General features: G+C 68.0%; 19 protein-coding genes. 13 read left to right on the top strand and 6 right to left on the bottom strand.

Translation table 11 applies throughout. The features are described from left to right. Window positions 1–72: 72 nt before the first annotated feature. The 3 genes from AC6IW9_RS02445 to AC6IW9_RS02435 all read left to right on the top strand — a co-directional run bounded on the left by AC6IW9_RS02445 (window position 73) and on the right by AC6IW9_RS02435 (window position 2,410). Window positions 73–705 (top strand): uracil-DNA glycosylase family protein, encoded by a 633-nt coding sequence (locus tag AC6IW9_RS02445; RefSeq protein WP_497768728.1) that lies wholly within the window; start codon window positions 73–75, stop codon window positions 703–705. Between the two features lie 73 nt (window positions 706–778). Then, complete coding sequence (locus AC6IW9_RS02440; RefSeq protein WP_497768725.1) at window positions 779–1,699, top strand: polyprenyl synthetase family protein; 921 nt, start codon at window positions 779–781, stop codon at window positions 1,697–1,699. Between the two features lie 9 nt (window positions 1,700–1,708). Continuing rightward, complete coding sequence (locus AC6IW9_RS02435; protein ID WP_497768723.1) at window positions 1,709–2,410, top strand: DUF1345 domain-containing protein; 702 nt, start codon at window positions 1,709–1,711, stop codon at window positions 2,408–2,410. Between the two features lie 7 nt (window positions 2,411–2,417). Here the strand turns inward: AC6IW9_RS02435 and AC6IW9_RS02430 are convergent, their stop codons facing one another. Together AC6IW9_RS02430 and AC6IW9_RS02425 are read right to left on the bottom strand one after the other, a co-directional pair. Beyond that, window positions 2,418–2,705, bottom strand: a complete 288-nt coding sequence (locus AC6IW9_RS02430; protein WP_497768721.1) for a ribbon-helix-helix domain-containing protein — start codon at window positions 2,703–2,705, stop codon at window positions 2,418–2,420. Next, window positions 2,662–4,656 (bottom strand): glycosyltransferase, encoded by a 1,995-nt coding sequence (locus AC6IW9_RS02425; protein WP_497768718.1) that lies wholly within the window; start codon window positions 4,654–4,656, stop codon window positions 2,662–2,664. Before AC6IW9_RS02425 ends, AC6IW9_RS02430 begins: the two co-directional genes overlap by 44 nt. Before the next feature lie 117 nt (window positions 4,657–4,773). On the opposite strand from AC6IW9_RS02425, the gene AC6IW9_RS02420 reads away from it, so the two are divergent. Continuing rightward, window positions 4,774–5,613: a transporter substrate-binding domain-containing protein gene (locus tag AC6IW9_RS02420; RefSeq protein WP_497768715.1), complete on the top strand. Its 840-nt coding sequence runs from the start codon at window positions 4,774–4,776 to the stop codon at window positions 5,611–5,613. A 57-nt stretch (window positions 5,614–5,670) separates the two neighbouring features. Here the strand turns inward: AC6IW9_RS02420 and AC6IW9_RS02415 are convergent, their stop codons facing one another. After that, window positions 5,671–6,132, bottom strand: coding sequence for a baeRF12 domain-containing protein (locus tag AC6IW9_RS02415; protein ID WP_497768713.1), 462 nt, complete (start codon window positions 6,130–6,132; stop codon window positions 5,671–5,673). 231 nt (window positions 6,133–6,363) lie between these two features. After that, a complete protein-coding gene (locus AC6IW9_RS02410) occupies window positions 6,364–8,031 on the bottom strand; it encodes an acyl-CoA dehydrogenase family protein (RefSeq protein ID WP_497768711.1) in 1,668 nt (555 codons plus the stop codon). 240 nt (window positions 8,032–8,271) lie between these two features. Here AC6IW9_RS02410 and AC6IW9_RS02405 point away from each other — a divergent pair, with 240 nt between their 5' ends. The 6 genes from AC6IW9_RS02405 (at window position 8,272) to AC6IW9_RS02380 (ending at window position 12,507) form a co-directional block, all read left to right on the top strand. Then, entirely contained in the window at window positions 8,272–8,616 is a 345-nt protein-coding gene (locus AC6IW9_RS02405; RefSeq protein WP_497768708.1) for an ArsR/SmtB family transcription factor, read from the top strand. Further along, window positions 8,600–10,501, top strand: coding sequence for an SRPBCC domain-containing protein (locus tag AC6IW9_RS02400; RefSeq protein WP_497768698.1), 1,902 nt, complete (start codon window positions 8,600–8,602; stop codon window positions 10,499–10,501). The genes AC6IW9_RS02405 and AC6IW9_RS02400 overlap by 17 nt, the downstream gene beginning before the upstream one ends. Next, complete coding sequence (locus AC6IW9_RS02395) at window positions 10,498–10,911, top strand: VOC family protein (RefSeq protein WP_497768695.1); 414 nt, start codon at window positions 10,498–10,500, stop codon at window positions 10,909–10,911. The genes AC6IW9_RS02400 and AC6IW9_RS02395 overlap by 4 nt, the downstream gene beginning before the upstream one ends. Before the next feature lie 103 nt (window positions 10,912–11,014). Continuing rightward, entirely contained in the window at window positions 11,015–11,425 is a 411-nt protein-coding gene (locus AC6IW9_RS02390; RefSeq protein ID WP_497768692.1) for a VOC family protein, read from the top strand. A gap of 57 nt (window positions 11,426–11,482) precedes the next feature. Further along, the gene (locus AC6IW9_RS02385) at window positions 11,483–12,028 is read left to right on the top strand and encodes an SRPBCC family protein (RefSeq protein WP_497768690.1); all 546 of its coding nucleotides are present in this window, start codon (window positions 11,483–11,485) and stop codon (window positions 12,026–12,028) included. Further along, a complete protein-coding gene (locus AC6IW9_RS02380; RefSeq protein ID WP_497768688.1) occupies window positions 12,025–12,507 on the top strand; it encodes a VOC family protein in 483 nt (160 codons plus the stop codon). The genes AC6IW9_RS02385 and AC6IW9_RS02380 overlap by 4 nt, the downstream gene beginning before the upstream one ends. On the opposite strand, the gene AC6IW9_RS02375 is transcribed toward AC6IW9_RS02380, so the two are convergent. Beyond that, window positions 12,492–13,895 carry a cytochrome P450 gene (locus AC6IW9_RS02375; RefSeq protein ID WP_497768685.1) on the bottom strand — a complete coding sequence of 468 codons (1,404 nt, stop codon included), beginning with the start codon at window positions 13,893–13,895 and terminating at the stop codon, window positions 12,492–12,494. The two genes, AC6IW9_RS02380 and AC6IW9_RS02375, sit on opposite strands and share 16 nt — an antisense overlap. A 221-nt stretch (window positions 13,896–14,116) precedes the next feature. On the opposite strand from AC6IW9_RS02375, the gene AC6IW9_RS02370 reads away from it, so the two are divergent. From AC6IW9_RS02370 to AC6IW9_RS02360, 3 genes are all read left to right on the top strand, one after another. Next, a complete protein-coding gene (locus AC6IW9_RS02370) occupies window positions 14,117–15,907 on the top strand; it encodes a glucan ABC transporter ATP-binding protein/ permease (RefSeq protein ID WP_497768683.1) in 1,791 nt (596 codons plus the stop codon). Window positions 15,908–16,161: 254 nt separating this feature from the next. After that, window positions 16,162–17,019 (top strand): 2,3,4,5-tetrahydropyridine-2,6-dicarboxylate N-succinyltransferase, encoded by an 858-nt coding sequence (dapD, locus tag AC6IW9_RS02365; protein WP_497768680.1) that lies wholly within the window; start codon window positions 16,162–16,164, stop codon window positions 17,017–17,019. Continuing rightward, window positions 17,019–17,504 (top strand): hypothetical protein, encoded by a 486-nt coding sequence (locus tag AC6IW9_RS02360; protein WP_497768677.1) that lies wholly within the window; start codon window positions 17,019–17,021, stop codon window positions 17,502–17,504. Before dapD ends, AC6IW9_RS02360 begins: the two co-directional genes overlap by 1 nt. A 3-nt stretch (window positions 17,505–17,507) precedes the next feature. On the opposite strand, the gene AC6IW9_RS02355 is transcribed toward AC6IW9_RS02360, so the two are convergent. Further along, the gene (locus AC6IW9_RS02355; protein WP_497768674.1) at window positions 17,508–17,747 is read right to left on the bottom strand and encodes an FmdB family zinc ribbon protein; all 240 of its coding nucleotides are present in this window, start codon (window positions 17,745–17,747) and stop codon (window positions 17,508–17,510) included. Window positions 17,748–17,859 lie beyond the last annotated feature (112 nt).

Below are 17,859 nucleotides of genomic sequence, written 5' to 3'. Positions count from 1 at the left end.
TAATGGAACGCAAACGTTAACGGGGGGCTCACGGAATATGTCGAATTGTGCGCATCGGCCGGAGACGGAGCGTTGAATAGAGCCGATCTCGCCTCTCTGCTCGCGGCGATCGGCGCCTGCCGCATCTGCGCCGAGCGGCCGGACGGTCCGCCGCTGCCGCACGAGCCGCGGCCGGTGGTGCGCGTGTCGCCGACGGCCCGGCTGCTGATCGCCGGCCAGGCGCCGGGGCTGCGCGTGCATCGCTCGGGACTTCCCTTCGACGATCCCTCGGGCGACCGGCTGCGCGCCTGGATGGGCGTCGACCGCGCGACCTTCTATGACGCGTCGCGGATCGGCGTCGCCGCCATGAGCTTCTGCTTCCCGGGCTATGACGCGCAGGGGAGCGACCTCCCGCCGCGGCGCGAATGCGCGCGCGAATGGCATGACGCGCTGTTCGCCGCCCTGCCGCAGATCGAGACGATATTGGCGGTCGGCAAATATGCGCAGGACTATCATCTGCGCCGTCTCGGCCGCGCGCTTCCCCCCGGCGCGAGCGTGACCGAGACGGTCGGCCGCTGGCGCGAGTTCTGGGATCTACGGCCGCGGATCGTTCCGCTGCCGCATCCCTCCTGGCGCAACAGCGCCTGGCTGAAGCGCAACCCTTGGTTCGAGGCGGAGGCGGTCCCGGCGCTGCGGGCGGAAGCGGCGCGGCTCCTTCGCACTTGAAAGCCGGGCAGGGGGGCCATAATGACGTCGCCGGCGCCGTTTCGCGCCGATCCGACAGCGCGAGCCGATCCTTATGACAGACCAGGACTTCCGCCGCCGCCTCGATGAGGCCGCCGCCGTGACGGAGGCGACGCTCGACGCGCTGCTCGGGCCTTCGCCGCTCGCGGGCGAAATCGCCCGGCCCGCCCGGCTGCTCGAAGCGATGCGCTATGTCTCGCTCGGCGGCGGCAAGCGGCTGCGGCCGTTTCTGGCGCTCGAATCGGCGCGCCTCTTCGGCGTGTCGGGCGAAAGCGCCGCGCGCGCCGCGGCGGCGATCGAGATGATCCATTGCTATTCGCTCGCCCACGACGATCTACCGGCGATGGACGACGACGATCTGCGCCGCGGCCGCCCGACCGCGCACAAGGCTTTCGACGAGGCGACCGCGATTCTCGCGGGCGATGGGCTGCTCACATACGCCTTCGACGTTCTCGCCGATCCGGCGACCCATGCGGAGGCCGAGATACGCGCGCGGCTCGTGCTGGCGCTGGCCCGCGCCGCCGGCCTCGGCGGCATGGTCGGCGGCCAGGCGCTCGACCTCGAGGCGGAGAAGGCCGCTTCGCCCCTCGCGCAGGACGAAATTTTGCGCCTGCAAGCGATGAAGACCGGCGCGCTGCTGCGCGTCTGCGTCGATTTCGGCGCCATTCTGGGGAGCGTCTCGCCCGAGGTCGCTGCGGCGCTCGGCCGCTATGGCGACGCGCTCGGCGCCGCTTTCCAGATCGCCGACGACATTCTGGACGCCGAGGGCGACGAGGCGGCGCTCGGAAAGCGCGCCGGCAAGGACGCCGAGCGCAACAAGGCGACGCTGATCGGCCTGCTCGGCCTCGAGACGGCGCGGGCGCGCCGCGACGCTCTGGTCGAAGCGGCCATAGCCGCGCTCGCCGAGACCGGGCTCGGCGCGGCGACGGCCACGCTCGCCGAGGCGGCGCGTTTCGTCGCCCGGCGCAGCAGCTGAGACGCGGCGGTGGCGGAGACCGCTCCCCTCGCGCGGCGGCGTCCGCTGCTGTGGCGCATTCTGCGGGCGCGCTCGCGGCTGTTCCTCTGCGCGCTCGCCGGAGCGATCTTCGGCCTGCTCCTGCCCGAATCCTGGCGCGACGTGACCCGGGCGCTCATCGGCTGGAACGTCTTCGCGCTTCTCTATCTGGCCGTATCCGCCGAGCTCATGGCGCGTTCGACCCCGGATTCCATGCGCCGACACGCGCAGCTTCAGGACGAAGGGCGCTTCGTCATTCTCCTGCTCGCCATAGCCACGGGCTGCGCCTCGCTCGGCGCCATCGTCGCCGAGCTCGGGCCGGTCAAGAGCCTCGAAGGCTGGCCGAAGACCGCGCATACCGGCCTCGCCGTGCTGACCGTGGTCAGCTCCTGGCTGTTCATCCATCTCGCCTTCGCGCTGCATTACGCGCATGAGTTCTATCTCGAGCGGGCTGCCGCGCCGGATCGGCCGGCCGCGCTGCGCGGCGGGCTGATGTTTCCGGGAGCGGAGCAGCCGGGCTATGTCGATTTTCTCTATTTCGCTTATGTGATCGGCGTCGCCTGCCAGACGGCCGACGTCGCCACCTCCTCCGCGACCATGCGCGCCGTGGCGCTCGTTCAGGGCGTTCTCGCCTTCTTCTTCAACACGGCCATATTGGCGCTGACGGTGAACATCGCCGCAGGCCTCGTCTGAGACCGTGTCATCCCCGCGCCTTCGCCAGCGCCCGCGCCAGCGCGAAGACGCGCAGGGCCGAGGAGAGATTGGCCTCGCCCCGCGCGGCGTCGACGCGGGCGACGAGGGCGGCGAGCGAGCAGCCCTCCTCGGCGGCGGCGGCCTTCAGCGCGTCCCAGAAGGCGCGCTCCAGCGAAACGCTCGTGCGATGGCCGGCGACGACCAGCGAATGCTTGGCGAGCGCGGTGGGCGGCGCGGCTTCGGGCGGCGCATCATCCGCGGGAGGCCGCGGGTCGAGGCTTTTCGGGCGGGGCATGGCGAGTGGTGTCGGGCGCGGCGGCGGCGCCATGTTCGGTCTTGTCCCAATGGTAGGGCCGGATCCACAGATCGCGCAAGGCGCGCCAGGCGGCGAGCATGAGCATCAGCGCCCATAAAGGCCGGAAGAGCAGCGCCGGCCACAAGCCGAGCAGTCCGCCGCGCCGCATGGCGATCAGCCGCGTCCCCAACTCGGCGTAGAAGGCCGTCGCCGCGACATAGCACCAGAGACCGCAATGCAGATTTTCGAGTGGCGTCTCGGGTCGCAGCAGCCGGCCGAAGACCGCGTCGAGAACGAGCGCGCAGGCGAGCAGCGGCCCATGCAGAGGCGCCAGCACGCCGCCGACGAACAGCGCGACGACGACGAGCGCGCCGGAGACGCCGAGATCGCTCGCCAAGCGCGAGGGCGCGCGGCAATGGACGAGGGCGGTCTGCATCCAGCCCTTCATCCAGCGCGAGCGCTGCGCGACGAGCCTCGAAAATTCGACCGGCGCCTCTTCATAGGTGCGTGAGCGCATGGTGCGGGCGACATAGCCGCGACGGGCGAGGCGCAGGCCGAGGTCGGCGTCCTCTGTCACGTTGAACGCATCCCAGCCGCCGAGCGCGCGCAGACAGGTCACGCGGAAATGATTGGACGTGCCGCCCAGAAAGAAGGGCAGTCCCGCTGCCGAGGCGCCCTTGTTGAAGACCAGGAACAAGAGCGCGTAATCGATCGCGAACAGCGCGGTCATCCAGTTCTGCGCCCCATTGTGAATGCACAGGCTCGCCTGGAGGCAGGCGAGCCTGTCGTCGCCGCGCGCGAACAGAGCGGCGGCCTTGCGCAATTGAGCCGGCTCGGGTGCGTCCTCCGCGTCGAAGACGGCGACGAGCGAGCCGCGCAGGAAGGGCAAAGCGACGTTGAGCGCGCGTGGCTTGGTGCGCGGCTCGCCCAGCGGCGCGACGATGATCTCGCAAAAGGGACGCAATGGCGCCGCTCGCAGCGCCGCCGCCGTCTCGGGGTCGTCGGCCTCGACCACGAATTTCACGTCGAGCTTGGCGCGAGGATAATCGAGCGCCGCAATGGCGCGCGCGAGCTGGCGGGCGACGGGAGCCTCGCGATAGAGCGCGACGACGACCGAATAGACCGGCAGCTCCGCCTCCGCGAGAGAGGGCGCGCGCTCTCCTTCCGCGGCGCTGTGCGCGCAAGCGTAGAGCCTCAGCAGCACATTGCCGAGAAAGGCCAAGGCCAACAGCGCGGACGTAAAGGCGAAAGCCTCCGCGGCCGGCGCCGTCCAGGCGGCCGCGAGAATGAATCCCACGGGCGCCCCCGTCGCCAACGCGCGCCGCACGCAAAGATGCGGCAGGACGCGCTCGACCGAGTGCGCGGCTCCCCGCGCGAGCGCGCCCGCCGCGGCGCGGCGCAACGCTTGTTGAAACAGCGAGGGCGAGGTGATCGCGAAGAGAGGACGTCCCGCTGCCGCGCGCGCGACGCCGACGAGACGGGGGATCTCCGCGCCGCGCGGCGCGAACAGCCAGAGCGGCCCGGCGCCGGAGGCGAAACGGGCGTATCCCCGCGCCGCATCGGCCTCGAGATCGACGGAGGGCGCGAGGCCGTCGGGCTCGGCGAGATAGGGAACCTTCAGCTCGGCGGCGAGGGCGCGATAGAATTCCTCTTCGGAAACGAGCCCTTCCGCGATCAGCACGGCGTCTGCGCTCGCCCCCTGACGCCGGGCCATGGCCGCGCCATATTGCAGCATGACCAGCGGCGGGCCGTGGCCGGCGAGGAAGGCGATCTCCTGCGGCAGCGGGCGGCCGGCGCCCGGCTCGAGGCCCTCCGGCGTCGTCCAGGCGCGTCGGCGCGGGACGTCGACCAGCTCGGGCGCAGTCTCGCGGCGCCGCGAAAATGAATGAGGATCGTCGCGCCGTCCGGGCGCGGACCGCGGGGAAAACCTATCGACCCGATCGACGCTCATACGCTAATGTCTCCGCGACCCGCCCGCCGTTCGCGCGGACTCGAGGGACGCGCTCTCGATTCGATGACGAGATCGAAGAAACGACCTGAAGCCGAAGCTTGGCAAAGGCCGGCGCCTTTGGCAAGGCGGAGCCTGCGCCTCGGCGCCGTCCTAGCGGCCGCCCTCCTCGCTGCGGCCGCCCGCGCGGCCGAACCTGCGCCCGCGCCCTCTTTCTGGGATCCCGCGCGCAAGCTGGAGAAGCCGGATCTCTCCATGGTCAAGCAGATCCGCTTCCTCACTGAGGATGATTATCCGCCGTTCGATTTCGCGCTTCCCGATGGAACGGTCGCCGGCTTCAACGTCGATCTTGCGCGCGCCATCTGCGAAGAGCTCGAGGTCGCCTGCACGATTCAGCGCCGCCGCTTCGATCTCATCGTCGCCGCGCTGGAGGAGGGCGCCGGCGACGCCGCCGTCGCCTCCATGGCGATCAGCGACGAGGCGCGTAAGACGGTCGATTTCACCGCGCCCTATTACACGACGCCCGGCCGCTTCGTGATCCGCAAGGATTCGCTGCTCCCCGCCGCGACTCCGGCCGCGCTCGCGGATCGCACCGTCGCCGTCGCCGAGGGCAGCGCCCATGAGGCGTTTCTGAAGACCTTCTTTCCCAAAGCCAGGCTCGCGGCTTTCGCCACCGCGCAGCAGGCGCGCGCGGCGCTGAAGGAGGGACGCGTCCATGCGATGTTCGGCGACGCCATCACGCTCTCCTTCTGGCTCAACGGCCAGGAGGCGGGCGATTGCTGCCAGTTCAAGGACGGGCCGTATTCCGATCCCCGCTTCTTCGGCGACGGCGTCGGCATCGCCGTGAAGAAGAGCAATGTCGCGCTGCGCCGCGCGCTCGACTATGCGCTGGCGCGCATCGCCCAGAAGGGCGTTTATTCGGAGCTGTATCTGAAATATTTTCCGATCGGACCCTATTGAAAAGCGAGCCGTGAGACGGTGAGTGGCGCTCTGCTCGCCACTCGCCACTCGCTTTCGCTATTCCGCCCGGAACTCCCGCGCCAGCGCCTTCTCGATTTCCGGCAGCGGATGGCGGGTCAGATCCTTGTCCAGCTCGCCCCTCACTTTGCCCTTGGCCTTCTGCGACAGCTCCTGGCGCAATTCGCCGAGCACGCGCGGCGGGGCGATGATGACGATCTCGCTCAATTCGCCGGATTCGGCGGCGGTATTGATCCGCTCGGCGATCTCTTTGGCGAAATGCTCCTTTTCGAGCTCGTGCCAGTCGGAATTCTCGACAGCGCTGCGCGGCGCTCCCGCCGTGCCATAGGCGCGGCCCGGCGCGTCGCTTCCCTGCTCGCGGGTCGGCGGATTTTCGTCGACGCGCGCCTCGATGACACGCAGATCGAGCAGATCCGGATCGCCGTGATTTTGCAGAAACAGGGCTCTCCGGCCGTCGCCGACGAGAACCCAAGCTCCGTTGTGAACCGCAATATTGGTCATTTTGTTCGTCTTTCGTTGAACGGCCCTACAGGGTGAATCTGGGGGGAGTCGAGCGCGACGGCAAGCGTGGTGGATTGCCGCGCTCGAGCCATTCGGCGTTCGACCGCGCGCCTATGCCGCGGCCGGCGAGCAGGCCCGGAATGGAGATGACCTTTCGAGACGCCGGCTTCGCCGGCTCCTCAGGGCGAGGGCTCGTCGTGGCCGCCGCTCGTGAACCGATCAGCCGCGACATCAACCCTCCAGCAGGCGCCGCGCGATGACCTGCGCCTGAATTTCCGCCGCGCCCTCGAAGATGTTGAGGATGCGCGCGTCGCAGAGCACGCGGGAGACCGGATATTCCAGCGCGAAGCCGTTGCCGCCGTGAATCTGCAGCGCATTGTCCGCCGCCGCCCAGGCGACGCGCGCGCCGAGGAGCTTCGCCATGCCGGCCTCGAGATCGCAGCGCTTGCCCTCGTCCTTCTCGCGGGCGGCGAAATAGGTGATCTGTCGCGCCACATGGATCTCGATCGCCATGGTGACGATCTTGTCGGAAACGCGCGGGAAGGAGAACAGCGGTTTGCCGAACTGGATGCGCTCTTTCGCATAGCGGAGTCCCAAGTCCAGCGCCGCCTGCGCGACTCCGAGCGCGCGCGCCGCGGTCTGGATGCGCGCGGATTCGAAAGTCTCCATCAGCTGCTTGAAGCCATTGCCCTCTTTGCCGCCGAGGAGGTTTTCGGCCGGCACTTCGAAATTGTCGAAGCCGATCTCGAACTCCTTCATGCCGCGATAGCCGAGCACCTCGATCTCGCCGCCGGTCATGCCCTTCGCCGGGAAAGGATTCTCATCCGTGCCCCGCGGCTTTTCGGCGAGCAGCATCGAGAGGCCCTTATAGCCCTTCTCGTTCGGATTGGTGCGCACGAGCAGCGTCATCACGTCGGCGCGCACCGGATGGGTGATCCAGGTCTTGGCGCCGACGACCTTGTAGACATCGCCCTCACGCGTCGCGCGCGTGCGCAGATTGGCGAGGTCCGAGCCATTGTTCGGCTCGGTGAAGACGGCGGTCGGCAGAATTTCGCCGGAGGCGATCTTCGGCAGATATTTCTGCTTCTGCTCCTTAGTGCCGCCGACGAGGATCAATTCGCCGGCGATCTCCGAACGCGTGCCGAGCGAGCCGACGCCGATATAGGCGCGCGACAATTCCTCGGACACCACGCACATGGCGATCTTGCCCATGCCGGAGCCGCCGTATTCCTCCGGAATGGTGAGGCCGAAGACGCCGAGCTCGGCGAGGCCGGCGATGACCTCGAGCGGAATATAGGCGTTCTTCAAATGCCATTCATGCGCATGCGGCGTGACATTGTCGGCGGCGAATTTGCGCATCTCGCTGCGGATCGCTTCGAGCGTCTCGTCGAGGCCGGTCGCGCCGATCGTCTCGGCCGCTTCGTGATGGTCGATGAGCTCGGCGAGACGCGCGCGGTTCTTCGCAGTCGAGCCGGTCGCGATCAGCCGGTCGACCTCGGGCGTGCGGCGCGCCGCGACCTGCTCGGGCGAGAGCTCGAAATCCGAGAGGCGGACGAACTCGCCCTGGCTCATCGGAATGCCGCCGAACACTTGCGCGAGATATTCGGAGAAGGCGATGCGGGTGAGGAGATTCTCCACTTCGCCATAGGCGCCTTCGGCGGAAAGACGATCGGCGTAGGAGAGCAATTCGCGCAGGCCCTGCACATAGGTCGCGAACCAGGAGAGGCCATGGGCGGCGTGCTGCTCGACCTCGATCAGCTCGTTCGAGAGCTTGCCGTCCTTGGCGACGCGCGCGCGCACGGCGTCGAGCGCTTGCGCATAGAGCGCCTCCACCGAGGCGAAAGCCGCCTTTGCGTCGGGCAGCCAATTCGTGGAGGAGGTCTCGGTCGCAGCGCTCATTCTCTCTCGCTCTTTCGAAGAGGCCCGCTCGGGCCGTGTGGAAAAACGATTTCCTACATGCCGCCATTTGTCCAGAGACGCAACCGACGCCTTTGAACGCGCGAGCCTCTGCGTCATCGCTTCGCTACGCTCGCGATGGCGGCGGTTTTCCCGGACTTCGCATCGCTGCCGCGATACGGTTGACACGCTCATTCCGTATCATTTATATATCTAGATAGTTACATATCTTACAGGCTATCCGTGCCCGACCCGCTCAGCGCCACTTTCGCCGCCCTCGCCGACCCCACGCGCCGAGCCATTCTGGCCCGGCTCGCGCGGGGCGAGGCCACGGTCGGCGAACTGGCCGCCCCTTTTTCGATCAGCCAGCCGGCCGTCTCGAAACATCTGAAGGTGCTGGAGCAGGCCGGGCTCATCAAGCGCGGCCGCGCCGCGCAGTCGCGGCCGTGCAAGCTCGACGCGGCGCGCCTGCGCGAAGTCTCCGACTGGCTCGAGACCTATCGGCGTTTCTGGGAGGAGAGCTTCGACCGGCTCGACGCCTATCTCGCCGAATTGCAGAAGGGCGATCCCGATGCGCCGAAGAACTGATGCGGCTCTCGAGCCTCTCGTCGTCACGCGCCGTTTCGCCGCGCCCCCTCGGATCGTGTTCGACGCCTGGCTCGACCCGAAGGCGGTCGGCGCCTGGCTCTTCGCGACTCCGGGCGGCCGGTCGGCGCATGTCGAGATCGACGCGCGCGTCGGCGGCGGCTTCGCGATCCACGAGATGCGCGGCGATACGCTCGCGACGCATTTCGGGGAGTATCTCGAGATCGATCGCCCTCGCCGCCTGGCCTTCACCTTCGGCGGGAGCCGCGAGGGCCCGTTCTCGCGCGTTGCGATCGACATCGCCCCGGACGGCGACGGGAGCGTCCTCACTCTGACGCAAATCATCGCGCCGGAATGGGCGCCGAAATCCTTCGCCTTCCGCGCCGGCTGGGCCGGCGTTCTCGAAGGCCTCGCGCGCGAGACCGGCGAGGCCGACGCGCCTCATCGGCTCATTCTGCTGCGCAGCTTCGACGCTCCGCGCGCGCTCGTCTTCGAGTGCTGGACCGAGCCGCGGCGTCTGATGCGATGGCTCTGCCCGGCGACATTCGAAGTCCTGTTCGTCGAGAGCGATCTTCGCATCGGCGGCAAATGGCGCGGCGGCATGCGCTCGCCGGACGGCGAGGAGTTCATTCATCACGGCGAATATGTCGAGATCGCGCCGCCCGCGCGCCTCGTGATGACGCATCGATGGGAGCGAAATCATCTGGAGCCCGCCGCGCTGACGACGCTCGAGATCGAGCTCTCGGAGCAGGACGGCAAGACCGAGATGATCTTCGTGCAGAGCGGACTCGCCACGGCGGAATCCGCCGCCTCGCATCAGCACGGCTGGACCGGCGCCTTCGATTCTCTCGCCGCGCTCGCGCGCGAGCTCGACGCCGCCAATCATCGAGGAGCAGCCATGTCCGGCGACATTCGCATCACCGTTCCTGCGGATGCGCCTGAAATCTGCGGGACGCGCTTCTTCGATGCGCCGCGCGAGCTGGTCTTCGACGCTTTCGCCGCAGCGGACCGTCTCGCGCGCTGGTTCGGACCCAAAGGATTTTCGCTCACGACGCAATCCTTCGAATTCGCGCCCGGGGGCGTCTGGCGCTTCGTCATGCACGGACCCGACGGCCGTGACTATGATAACAAAATCGTCTTTCAGGAGATCGTGCGGCCCGAGCGCATCTCCTATGTCCATCCGGGCGACGGCGACGCCGACCCTGCGAGGAAGGAGACGATGATCTCTTTCTCGGAGGAGGGGGGCAAGACCCGCATCGACTGGCGCATGCGCTTTCCGACGTTCGACGCGCGCGATCGCGCCGAGCGCGACTATGGCGTCGCGACCGGCCTTACGGAAAATCTCGGACGCCTCGGCGATTTCGTCGAAGAGACGGCCGGCCCCGTCTTCATCGTCTCGCGCCGTTTCGACGCGTCGCGCGACGCCTTGTGGAAAGCGCTCACAGAGCCCGAGCGCATGGCGCAATGGTTCGGGCCGAAAGGCGTTCCCGTGATCGCATCCGAAATGGATTTTCGTCCCGGCGGCTCCTATCACTACGGGCTGCGCACGCCGGACGGCGGCGCCATGTGGGGCTTGTTCGATTATCGCGAGATCGACGCGCCGACGCGCATCGTTCTGATCGCCTCCTTCTCCGACGAGACGCGCCGCCTCACTCGCCATCCGCTCAGCGAAACCTGGCCGCTGAAGGTCGCGACGACCTATCTATTCGCGGAAAGAGACGGGGGCGCCGAATTGACCTTGCGCGCGCGGCCTTTCGAGGCGAGCGCGGAAGAGATCGCGACCTTCGCCGGCGCGCTCGACGCCATGAAGAACGGTTGGGCGGGAACATTCGAGCAGCTCGACCTCTATCTCGCGAGCGAGCCCGGCGCAAAGGGAGAAGACGCATGAATATCCAACCTTATCTCTTCTTCGCCGGCCGCGCCGAGGAGGCGATCGCCTTTTATGGCGACACCCTCGGAGCACAAGTGCAGATGCTGCTGCGTCACAAGGACAGTCCAGAGCCGGCGCCGGAGGGCGTCGTCCCGCCCGGCTTCGAGGAGAAGATCCTGCATGCGACGCTGAAGATCGGCGACGGCGTCGTGCATTGCTCGGACGGCTGCGGCGCCGACGCCGCGGGTTTCGCCAATTTCGCGCTCTCCGCGGCGGCGAAGGACGAGGCGGAGGCGGACCGAATCTTCGCCGCGCTCGCCGAGGGCGGCGAAATCCGCATGCCGCTCGGCAGGACCTTCTTCTCGCCGCGCTTCGGCATGGTCGCCGATCGCTTCGGCGTGCTGTGGATGGTCATCGTCCCGCAGTGAGCCGCGATCGGCGGTTGACGAAGGCCGGCGCGGGGACATGATCTCTCCTCCGAGACGAGGCGTCGCGCTTCCGGCGACGCTCGAACGACGCGAAGAGAATGTCATGACCGTTCAACCCTATCTGGTCTTCGATGGCCGCGCCGAGGAAGCCGCCGCCTTCTACGAGAAAGCGCTCGGCGCCAAGACCGCCATGCTGATGCGCTACAAGGACGGCCCCGTGCCGCCGCCCGCCGAGATGCTGCCGCCCGGCTGGACCGACAAGGTCATGCACATGCGCCTCGAGATCGGCGATTCCGTCGTCTTCGGCTCGGACGGCGACGGCGAGCCGACCGGCTTCAAGGGCTTCTCGCTCTCCTACAGCGCCAAGACTCCCGAGGACGCCGAGCGAATCTTCGCCGCGCTCGCCGAGGGCGGCGAGACGCAGATGAAACTCGCCAAGACGTTCTTCTCACCTGCTTTCGGCATGCTCACCGATCGCTTCGGCGTTCATTGGATGGTGGTCGTGCCGCAGTGACGGCGCGCGGCGCTCCTTTGGCGAGGAGCGCCGCCGCGTGTATTCGCGAGGTTCGACATGTTGGAAATCATCGGCGCCGGCGTCGCCGTCGTCATCGCCGCAATTCTCCTCCTGGCCGCGCGCCGGCCCGACATCTGCCACACCGCGCGGTCGATCTTCATCGCCGCGCCGCCGGAGCGCGTCTTTCCGCTCGTCGACGATCTGCGCGCGATGAACGAATGGAATCCCTTCGCGAACCAGCCGGGCGTGACGAATGTCTACAGCGGCCCCGAGCGCGGCGTCGGCGCGGCCGATGACTTCGACGGCGGCTCGCGCGCGGGCGTCGGACGCATCGAGATCGTCGAATCGGTCGCGCCGACGAGAGTGGCGCTGTCTCTGCGCATGGACCGTCCGATGACGTGCCGCAACCAGGTCGAATTCACCATTCTGCCGCAGGACGGCGGCTCGCTCGTCACCTGGGAGATGACCGGCCGCCAGACCTTCGTCGGCAAGCTGTTCGGCCTCGTGGTGAATTCGGACAAGATGATCGGCGGCGCCTTCGAGAAGGGCCTCGCCGATCTGAAGACGCTGGTCGAGACCGCCAGAGAGGAGGCGCCTCGATGATCTCCGCTTCGAAGATCCGCCCCTGCCTCTGGTTCGACCGCGAGGCCGAGGAGGCGGCCGAATTTTATGTCTCGCTGTTTCCCGATTCGCGCATCGCCGGAATATCCCGTTACGGCGAGGCGGGACCGGGCGCGCCGGGCTCGGTGATGGTCGTCTCCTTCCAGCTCGCGGGCCAGCCCTTCATGGCGCTCAACGGCGGCCCGATCTTCACATTCACCGAGGCGATCTCGCTCGCCGTCGATTGCGTGGATCAATCCGAGGTCGATTTCTATTGGGAGAGGCTCGGCGCCGGCGGGCGATACAGCCATTGCGGCTGGTTGAAGGACCGTTACGGTCTCTCCTGGCAGATCACGCCGCGGCGCCTCTCCGAGCTCATCGGAAGCGCCGATCGCGCCGGCGCCGAACGCGCGATGCGCGCCATGCTGCAGATGGCGAAGATCGACGTCGCCGCGCTGGAAGCCGCCTATGCCGGGAGCTGACGCGAAGCGGCGGCGCCGGCGCTCGCCCGGATCGGCGTGACGCGCAGCGGCAGCGCGCCTTTCGGCCGTGTGGTGAAGCTCGGCGCGAGCTCGAGGCGATGGCCGGGCGCCGTCTCGAAGCGGAACGCGCGAACGAGAGTGGCGAGGATCGTGGTCATCTCCAGCATCGCGAAGCCCATGCCGACGCAGATGCGCGGACCCGCGCCGAAAGGCAGGTAGGCGTAGCGCGGCCGGGTCTTTACCGTCTCCGGCGTGAAGCGGTCGGGATCGAAGCCCAGCGGCTCCTCCCACAGCGTCTCGTTGCGGTGCAGGCACCAGGTCATGACATAGATCGGCTCGTTCTTTCGCACGCGATGCGGGCCGAGCGTCGTGTCCTCGCGCGCCTGCCGGCCGATCGCCGCCGCCGGCGGGAAGAGCCGCATCGACTCCTGCAGAACCTGCCGCGCGAAGGCCAGCGTCTCCACCGTGTCGCGGCCGACGTCCGCGTCGCCGCAGACGCTCAGGACTTCCTCGCGCAGGCGCTGCTGGGAATTCTGATCCTTGGCGAGCAGCCACAGGCTCCAGGCCAACGCCACGGCCGCCGTCTCGTGGCCGGCGAGCAGAAAGCCGTGAATATTGGCGACCAGCTCGGAATCGTCGAGGGCGCGGCCGTTCTCCGGGTCGCGGGCCGAGAGCATCAGGCCGAGAATGTCGCGGCTTCCTTCCGCGGCGGCGCGGCGCGCGGCGAGCAGCTTCTCGGTCTCCGCGCGCAGGAAGCGCGTCGCGCGCCGCGCGGCGAAAAACCCGGGGTAGGGCGTTAAATCCGGCGGCAGGCGGAACATCGCCGCCAGCATGCGCCAGCCGACGCCGCCGAGCACGGGGCGCAGCGCCGCGACGAAGCTCTCGCCGTCGAAATCCTCCGAGGCGCCGTAGACCGCCTTCTCGATCACGGCGAAGGTGGTGCTCGACATGGCGTGCATGACGTCGACGGCCGCGCTCTGCCCGAGGCCGCGCCATTCGTCCGCCTGCGCCTGAGCGCAATGGGAGAAATGGGGGACGAGCGCGAGTAGATTCTCGTGGCGGAAGGCCGGCGACAGCGCGCGCCTCTGCCATTTCCACTCGGCGCCTTCCGAGAAGAACAGGCTGTCGCGCTCCACCGGCCCGGCGAGAGCCTCGCTCGTCACGACGTCGCGGCGGAAGGCGTCGGCGCGGGAGACCAGCAGTTCCTCGATCAGCGCCGGGCTCGCCACATAATGCATGCGCGGCACGAGGCCGAGAAATCCTTCGGACGTCCAGTATTCCGAGCGATAGGCCTCGGGCGGATAGTTTTCGAGGAAATTGCGCGTGACCGCGAGGAAGGAAGGCGTCTCACGCGGCGTGAAGGGGAGGAAATCGGGATCGTGAAACATGCCGGCTCTCCGTCGCAAGCCTCTGTTTCATGATCCATATCAGATGGCCCTCGCCCGGCAAGCGGCGGAGGCGGGGGCGTTCCCTTCTCCCACTCGTGGGAGAGGGTGGCCCCGCGAAGCGGGGTCGGATGAGGGCCCGCGCCGAGATTCGGCTGGTCGCCTTGCGCGGCCGCCGCGCCCGCTGTAGACGGCGCTGTCTGTGCTCCCCATCTCATCCGAACATGTCCGTTCTCGCCATCTATTTTCGCGTGCTGCGGCAGCTGAAGCCCGAGGCGCGGCTCGCCGCGAGCCTCGTCGCGGCCAATCTCGCCGTCGCTATCGCGCAATTCGCCGAGCCGATGCTGTTCGGCCGCGTCATCGACGTGCTCACCAAGGCGCAGGTCGCCGGCCAGCGCCTCGCCTGGAGCGATCTTCTGCCTCTGCTCGCGGCCTGGGGCGGCTTCGGCCTCTTCTCCATCGCCGCCTCGGTTCTGGTCGCGCTTCATGCCGACCGGCTCGCGCATCGCCGGCGCCTCGCGGCGATGGCCGGCTATTTCGAGCATGTGCTCGACCTTCCTTCGAGCTTTCACTCCGGCGCGCATTCGGGGCGCCTGCTGAAGGTCATGCTCGAGGGCGCCGGCGGCATGTTCGGCCTGTGGCTGTCCTTCTTTCGCGAGAATTGCGCCTCCTTCGTCGCTCTGTTCGTGCTGCTTCCGGCGACGCTCTTCGTCAATTGGCGGCTCGCTCTGCCGCTCATCGTCCTCGTCGCCGCCTTCGGCCTGCTCACGGCTTTCGTCCTGCGCCGCACGCAGGAACTGCAGAATGCCGTCGAACGGCATCATTCGGATCTCGCCGAGCACGCCTCGGACACGCTCGGCAATGTCGCCGTGGTGCAGAGCTTCACCCGCATCGACAGCGAGACCCGCGCCCTGCGCCGCATCATCGACGAGCTGCTGGCGGCGCAAATTCCGGTGCTCTCCTGGTGGGCGGTCGCCGCGGTGGCGAGCCGCGCCTCGGCGACGCTCACCCTGCTCGTCATCTTCCTGCTCGGCTCCTGGCTGCATCTGCAGGGCCTCGCCTCGATCGGCGAGATCGTCGCCTTCATGAGCTTCGCGACCATGCTGATCGGCCGCCTCGAGCAGGTCGTCGGCTTTCTCAACGTGCTGTTCCTGCTCGCGCCGAAGATCGGCGAGTTCTTCTCGATCCTCGACACGCATCCCGACGTGGCCGACCGTCCGGGCGTGCGCGAGATGGGCCGGCTCGAGGGCGCCGTCGCTTTCGAGAATGTGAGCTTCTCCTATGATGGGGCCCGCCTCGCGCTGCGGTCCGTCTCCTTCCATGCGCGGCCGGGCGAGACGATCGCGCTCGTCGGCGCCACGGGCTCCGGCAAATCGACGACGCTCGGCCTCCTGCATCGCGTCTTCGATCCGAAAGAGGGGCGCATCGCCATAGACGGCGTCGACATTCGCGACATGACGCTGGCCTCGCTCCGCCGCAACATCGGCGTCGTGTTCCAGGAGCCGATGCTGTTCGCCCGCTCGATCGAGGAGAATCTGCGCGTCGGCAAGCCGGACGCGAGCGAGGAGGAGATCGCGCGCGCGGTGGAGCTGGCGCAGGCGCGCGATCTCGTGGCGCGCCAGAGCGACGGGCTTTCGACGCGCATCGGCGAGCGCGGCCGCACGCTCTCGGGCGGCGAGCGCCAGCGCCTGTCGATCGCCCGCGCTTTGCTCAAGGACCCGCCGATCCTGATTTTCGACGAGGCGACCAGCGCGCTGGACGCGACCACCGAGCGGCTGCTGCAGAAGGCGCTGGAGGCTGCGACCCGCGGCCGCACCACTTTCATCATCGCGCATCGTCTCTCCACGGTACGCCACGCGGACCGGATTCTGGTGCTGGAAAAGGGCGAGATCGTCGAGAGCGGAAGCTTCGACGAGTTGGTGGCGAGGGGCGGGCTGTTCGAGAAGCTTGCCCGCGCGCAATTCATCGGCGCGCGAGAGGCGGGCATGGAGGCAGGGTCCGAAGCGTCGCGGTGAGGAGCGTCCGTGAGAGCGATCCGGCGAAGGCTCCCTCATGCCGAGGGGAGGCTCCGAAGGAGCCGTCTCGAAGCACGCAGCAACCTTCATCCGCGTTCTGGAATTCGCCCTCGTCGAGACGCCCGCTTCGCGGGTTCCGCAGCATGGGGCGAGGGGAGCTGACGCCTCAGCATGTCCAATTTCGCCGATTGACAGCGCCGCGGCCTTGCCGCCTATAGCCGGCCAAGTCCTTCGCCCCGGAGCCCGACGATTTCATGCCGCACACCGGTCTCGAGAACATCATCACCGCCGCCTTCGAGAACAGGGCCGATATCGACGCCTCCACGCAGGGCGACATCCGCCACGCGGTCGAGAGCGCGCTGCGCCTCCTCGATGCGGGCAAGCTGCGCGTCGCCGAGAAGATCGAAGGCGAGACGGGTCCCGGCTCCTGGAAGGTCAATCAATGGCTGAAAAAAGCCGTGCTGCTCTCCTTCCGCCTCAACGACATGAGCATCATCGAGGGCGGGCCCGGCGGCGCGACCTGGTGGGACAAGGTTCCGTCCAAATTCGCCGGCTGGGGCGCGGCCGAGCACAAGGCCGCGGGCTTCCGCTCCGTGCCCGGCGCCGTCGTGCGCCACTCGGCCTATGTCGCCCCCGGCGTGATCCTGATGCCCTCCTTCGTCAATCTCGGCGCCTATGTGGACGCCGGGACCATGGTCGACACCTGGGCGACGGTCGGCTCCTGCGCGCAGATCGGCAAGAATGTGCATCTCTCCGGCGGCGTCGGCATCGGGGGCGTGCTGGAGCCGCTGCAGGCCGGCCCCACCATCATCGAGGACGATTGCTTCATCGGCGCGCGCTCGGAGATCGTCGAGGGCGTCGTCGTGGGCAAGGGCTCGGTGATCTCCATGGGCGTCTTCATCGGCGCCTCGACCAAGGTGATCGACCGCGCCACCGGCCAGATTCACATTGGCCATGTGCCGCCCTATTCGGTGGTGGTCTCGGGCGGCCTGCCGGGCAAGCCGCTGCCGGACGGCTCGGCGGGGCCGTCGCTCTATTGCGCCGTCATCGTGAAGACCGTGGACGCGCAGACGCGCGGCAAGACCGCGATCAACGAGCTGTTGAGGGACTGATGGCGCTGCCCGGCCGCGAGCGCCTGTCCTTCCTCTTTCGCACGGAGGCGGGCCGCATCGATCGCGCGAGCTGGCGCGAGGGGATCGCGCTCCTCGCCGCGGCGCTCGCCGCGCTGACGCTGATCATGTGGGCGCTGCTGCCTTATACGTTCCATGATCTCGCGACGAGCCCGCTGTTCGTCTGGCAGACGATGGTCGCCTATTTCTATCTCTGCCTGTATGCTTTGGCCGTGCTGGTGATCGCGGCGAGCTTCGTCAATCTTTCCGCCAAGCGCTTCCGGGCGCTCGGCCGGCCGGCGCCCGCCGGCCTCGCCACCCTGTTGCCGCTCGCGGCCCTGCTCACCGCCTCGGCGCATTTTCTCCAGCCGCATGTCGCCGACGCGATGCCGCGCTGGCAGGTGACGATCTTCGATTGCGTGCTGGCCGCCGCGGCGCTGTGGAGCGTCTATGAGCTCGGCGTGCGCGACGAGGGAGAGGAGCGCTGAGCGTCAGCTCTTCTTCGGCGCCGCGATTTCCTTCTGACTGAAATTATTGAGATCGCCGGCCGCGGCGGCCGCGCGCCGCCAGGATTTGGCGATGGCCGGATATTTGATCTCCTTTTGGATTTTCGAGACCGCCTGGTTCAGCTTCTCGCTGCCGCAGGAGGGGCACGCCGGCGTGTCCGAGGCGCGAACCAGAAGCTCGAATTCCGCGTGGCAATTCTCGCATTCATAGGAATAGAGCGGCATCCTGTTCCTCTTGTCCGTTTTGGTCGTGCGCGCCGCCCGGCCGGGGACGGCGCCTAAATTTCAAGCAAGCTTCGTGCCGCCTATTCTCGGCCTGCTCCGCTTCTGGAACGGC

It is taken from the genome of Methylosinus sp. shoA (assembly GCF_059718125.1).
This window is presented reverse-complemented; position numbering and strand designations above follow the sequence as displayed.

What these genes read in the sequence shown, in the direction of transcription:
- AC6IW9_RS02410 (WP_497768711.1), bottom strand. Translation starts at nt 8,031, where the DNA reads ATGAGCGCTGCGACCGAGACCTCCTCCACGAATTGGCTGCCCGACGCA.
- AC6IW9_RS02395 (WP_497768695.1), top strand. Translation starts at nt 10,498, where the DNA reads ATGAATATCCAACCTTATCTCTTCTTCGCCGGCCGCGCCGAGGAGGCG.
- AC6IW9_RS02425 (WP_497768718.1), bottom strand. Translation starts at nt 4,656, where the DNA reads ATGAGCGTCGATCGGGTCGATAGGTTTTCCCCGCGGTCCGCGCCCGGA.
- AC6IW9_RS02385 (WP_497768690.1), top strand. Translation starts at nt 11,483, where the DNA reads ATGTTGGAAATCATCGGCGCCGGCGTCGCCGTCGTCATCGCCGCAATT.
- AC6IW9_RS02400 (WP_497768698.1), top strand. Translation starts at nt 8,600, where the DNA reads ATGCGCCGAAGAACTGATGCGGCTCTCGAGCCTCTCGTCGTCACGCGC.
- AC6IW9_RS02440 (WP_497768725.1), top strand. Translation starts at nt 779, where the DNA reads ATGACAGACCAGGACTTCCGCCGCCGCCTCGATGAGGCCGCCGCCGTG.
- AC6IW9_RS02415 (WP_497768713.1), bottom strand. Translation starts at nt 6,132, where the DNA reads ATGACCAATATTGCGGTTCACAACGGAGCTTGGGTTCTCGTCGGCGAC.
- AC6IW9_RS02360 (WP_497768677.1), top strand. Translation starts at nt 17,019, where the DNA reads ATGGCGCTGCCCGGCCGCGAGCGCCTGTCCTTCCTCTTTCGCACGGAG.
- AC6IW9_RS02430 (WP_497768721.1), bottom strand. Translation starts at nt 2,705, where the DNA reads ATGCCCCGCCCGAAAAGCCTCGACCCGCGGCCTCCCGCGGATGATGCG.
- AC6IW9_RS02390 (WP_497768692.1), top strand. Translation starts at nt 11,015, where the DNA reads ATGACCGTTCAACCCTATCTGGTCTTCGATGGCCGCGCCGAGGAAGCC.
- AC6IW9_RS02355 (WP_497768674.1), bottom strand. Translation starts at nt 17,747, where the DNA reads ATGCCGCTCTATTCCTATGAATGCGAGAATTGCCACGCGGAATTCGAG.
- AC6IW9_RS02375 (WP_497768685.1), bottom strand. Translation starts at nt 13,895, where the DNA reads ATGTTTCACGATCCCGATTTCCTCCCCTTCACGCCGCGTGAGACGCCT.
- dapD (WP_497768680.1), top strand. Translation starts at nt 16,162, where the DNA reads ATGCCGCACACCGGTCTCGAGAACATCATCACCGCCGCCTTCGAGAAC.
- AC6IW9_RS02380 (WP_497768688.1), top strand. Translation starts at nt 12,025, where the DNA reads ATGATCTCCGCTTCGAAGATCCGCCCCTGCCTCTGGTTCGACCGCGAG.
- AC6IW9_RS02370 (WP_497768683.1), top strand. Translation starts at nt 14,117, where the DNA reads ATGTCCGTTCTCGCCATCTATTTTCGCGTGCTGCGGCAGCTGAAGCCC.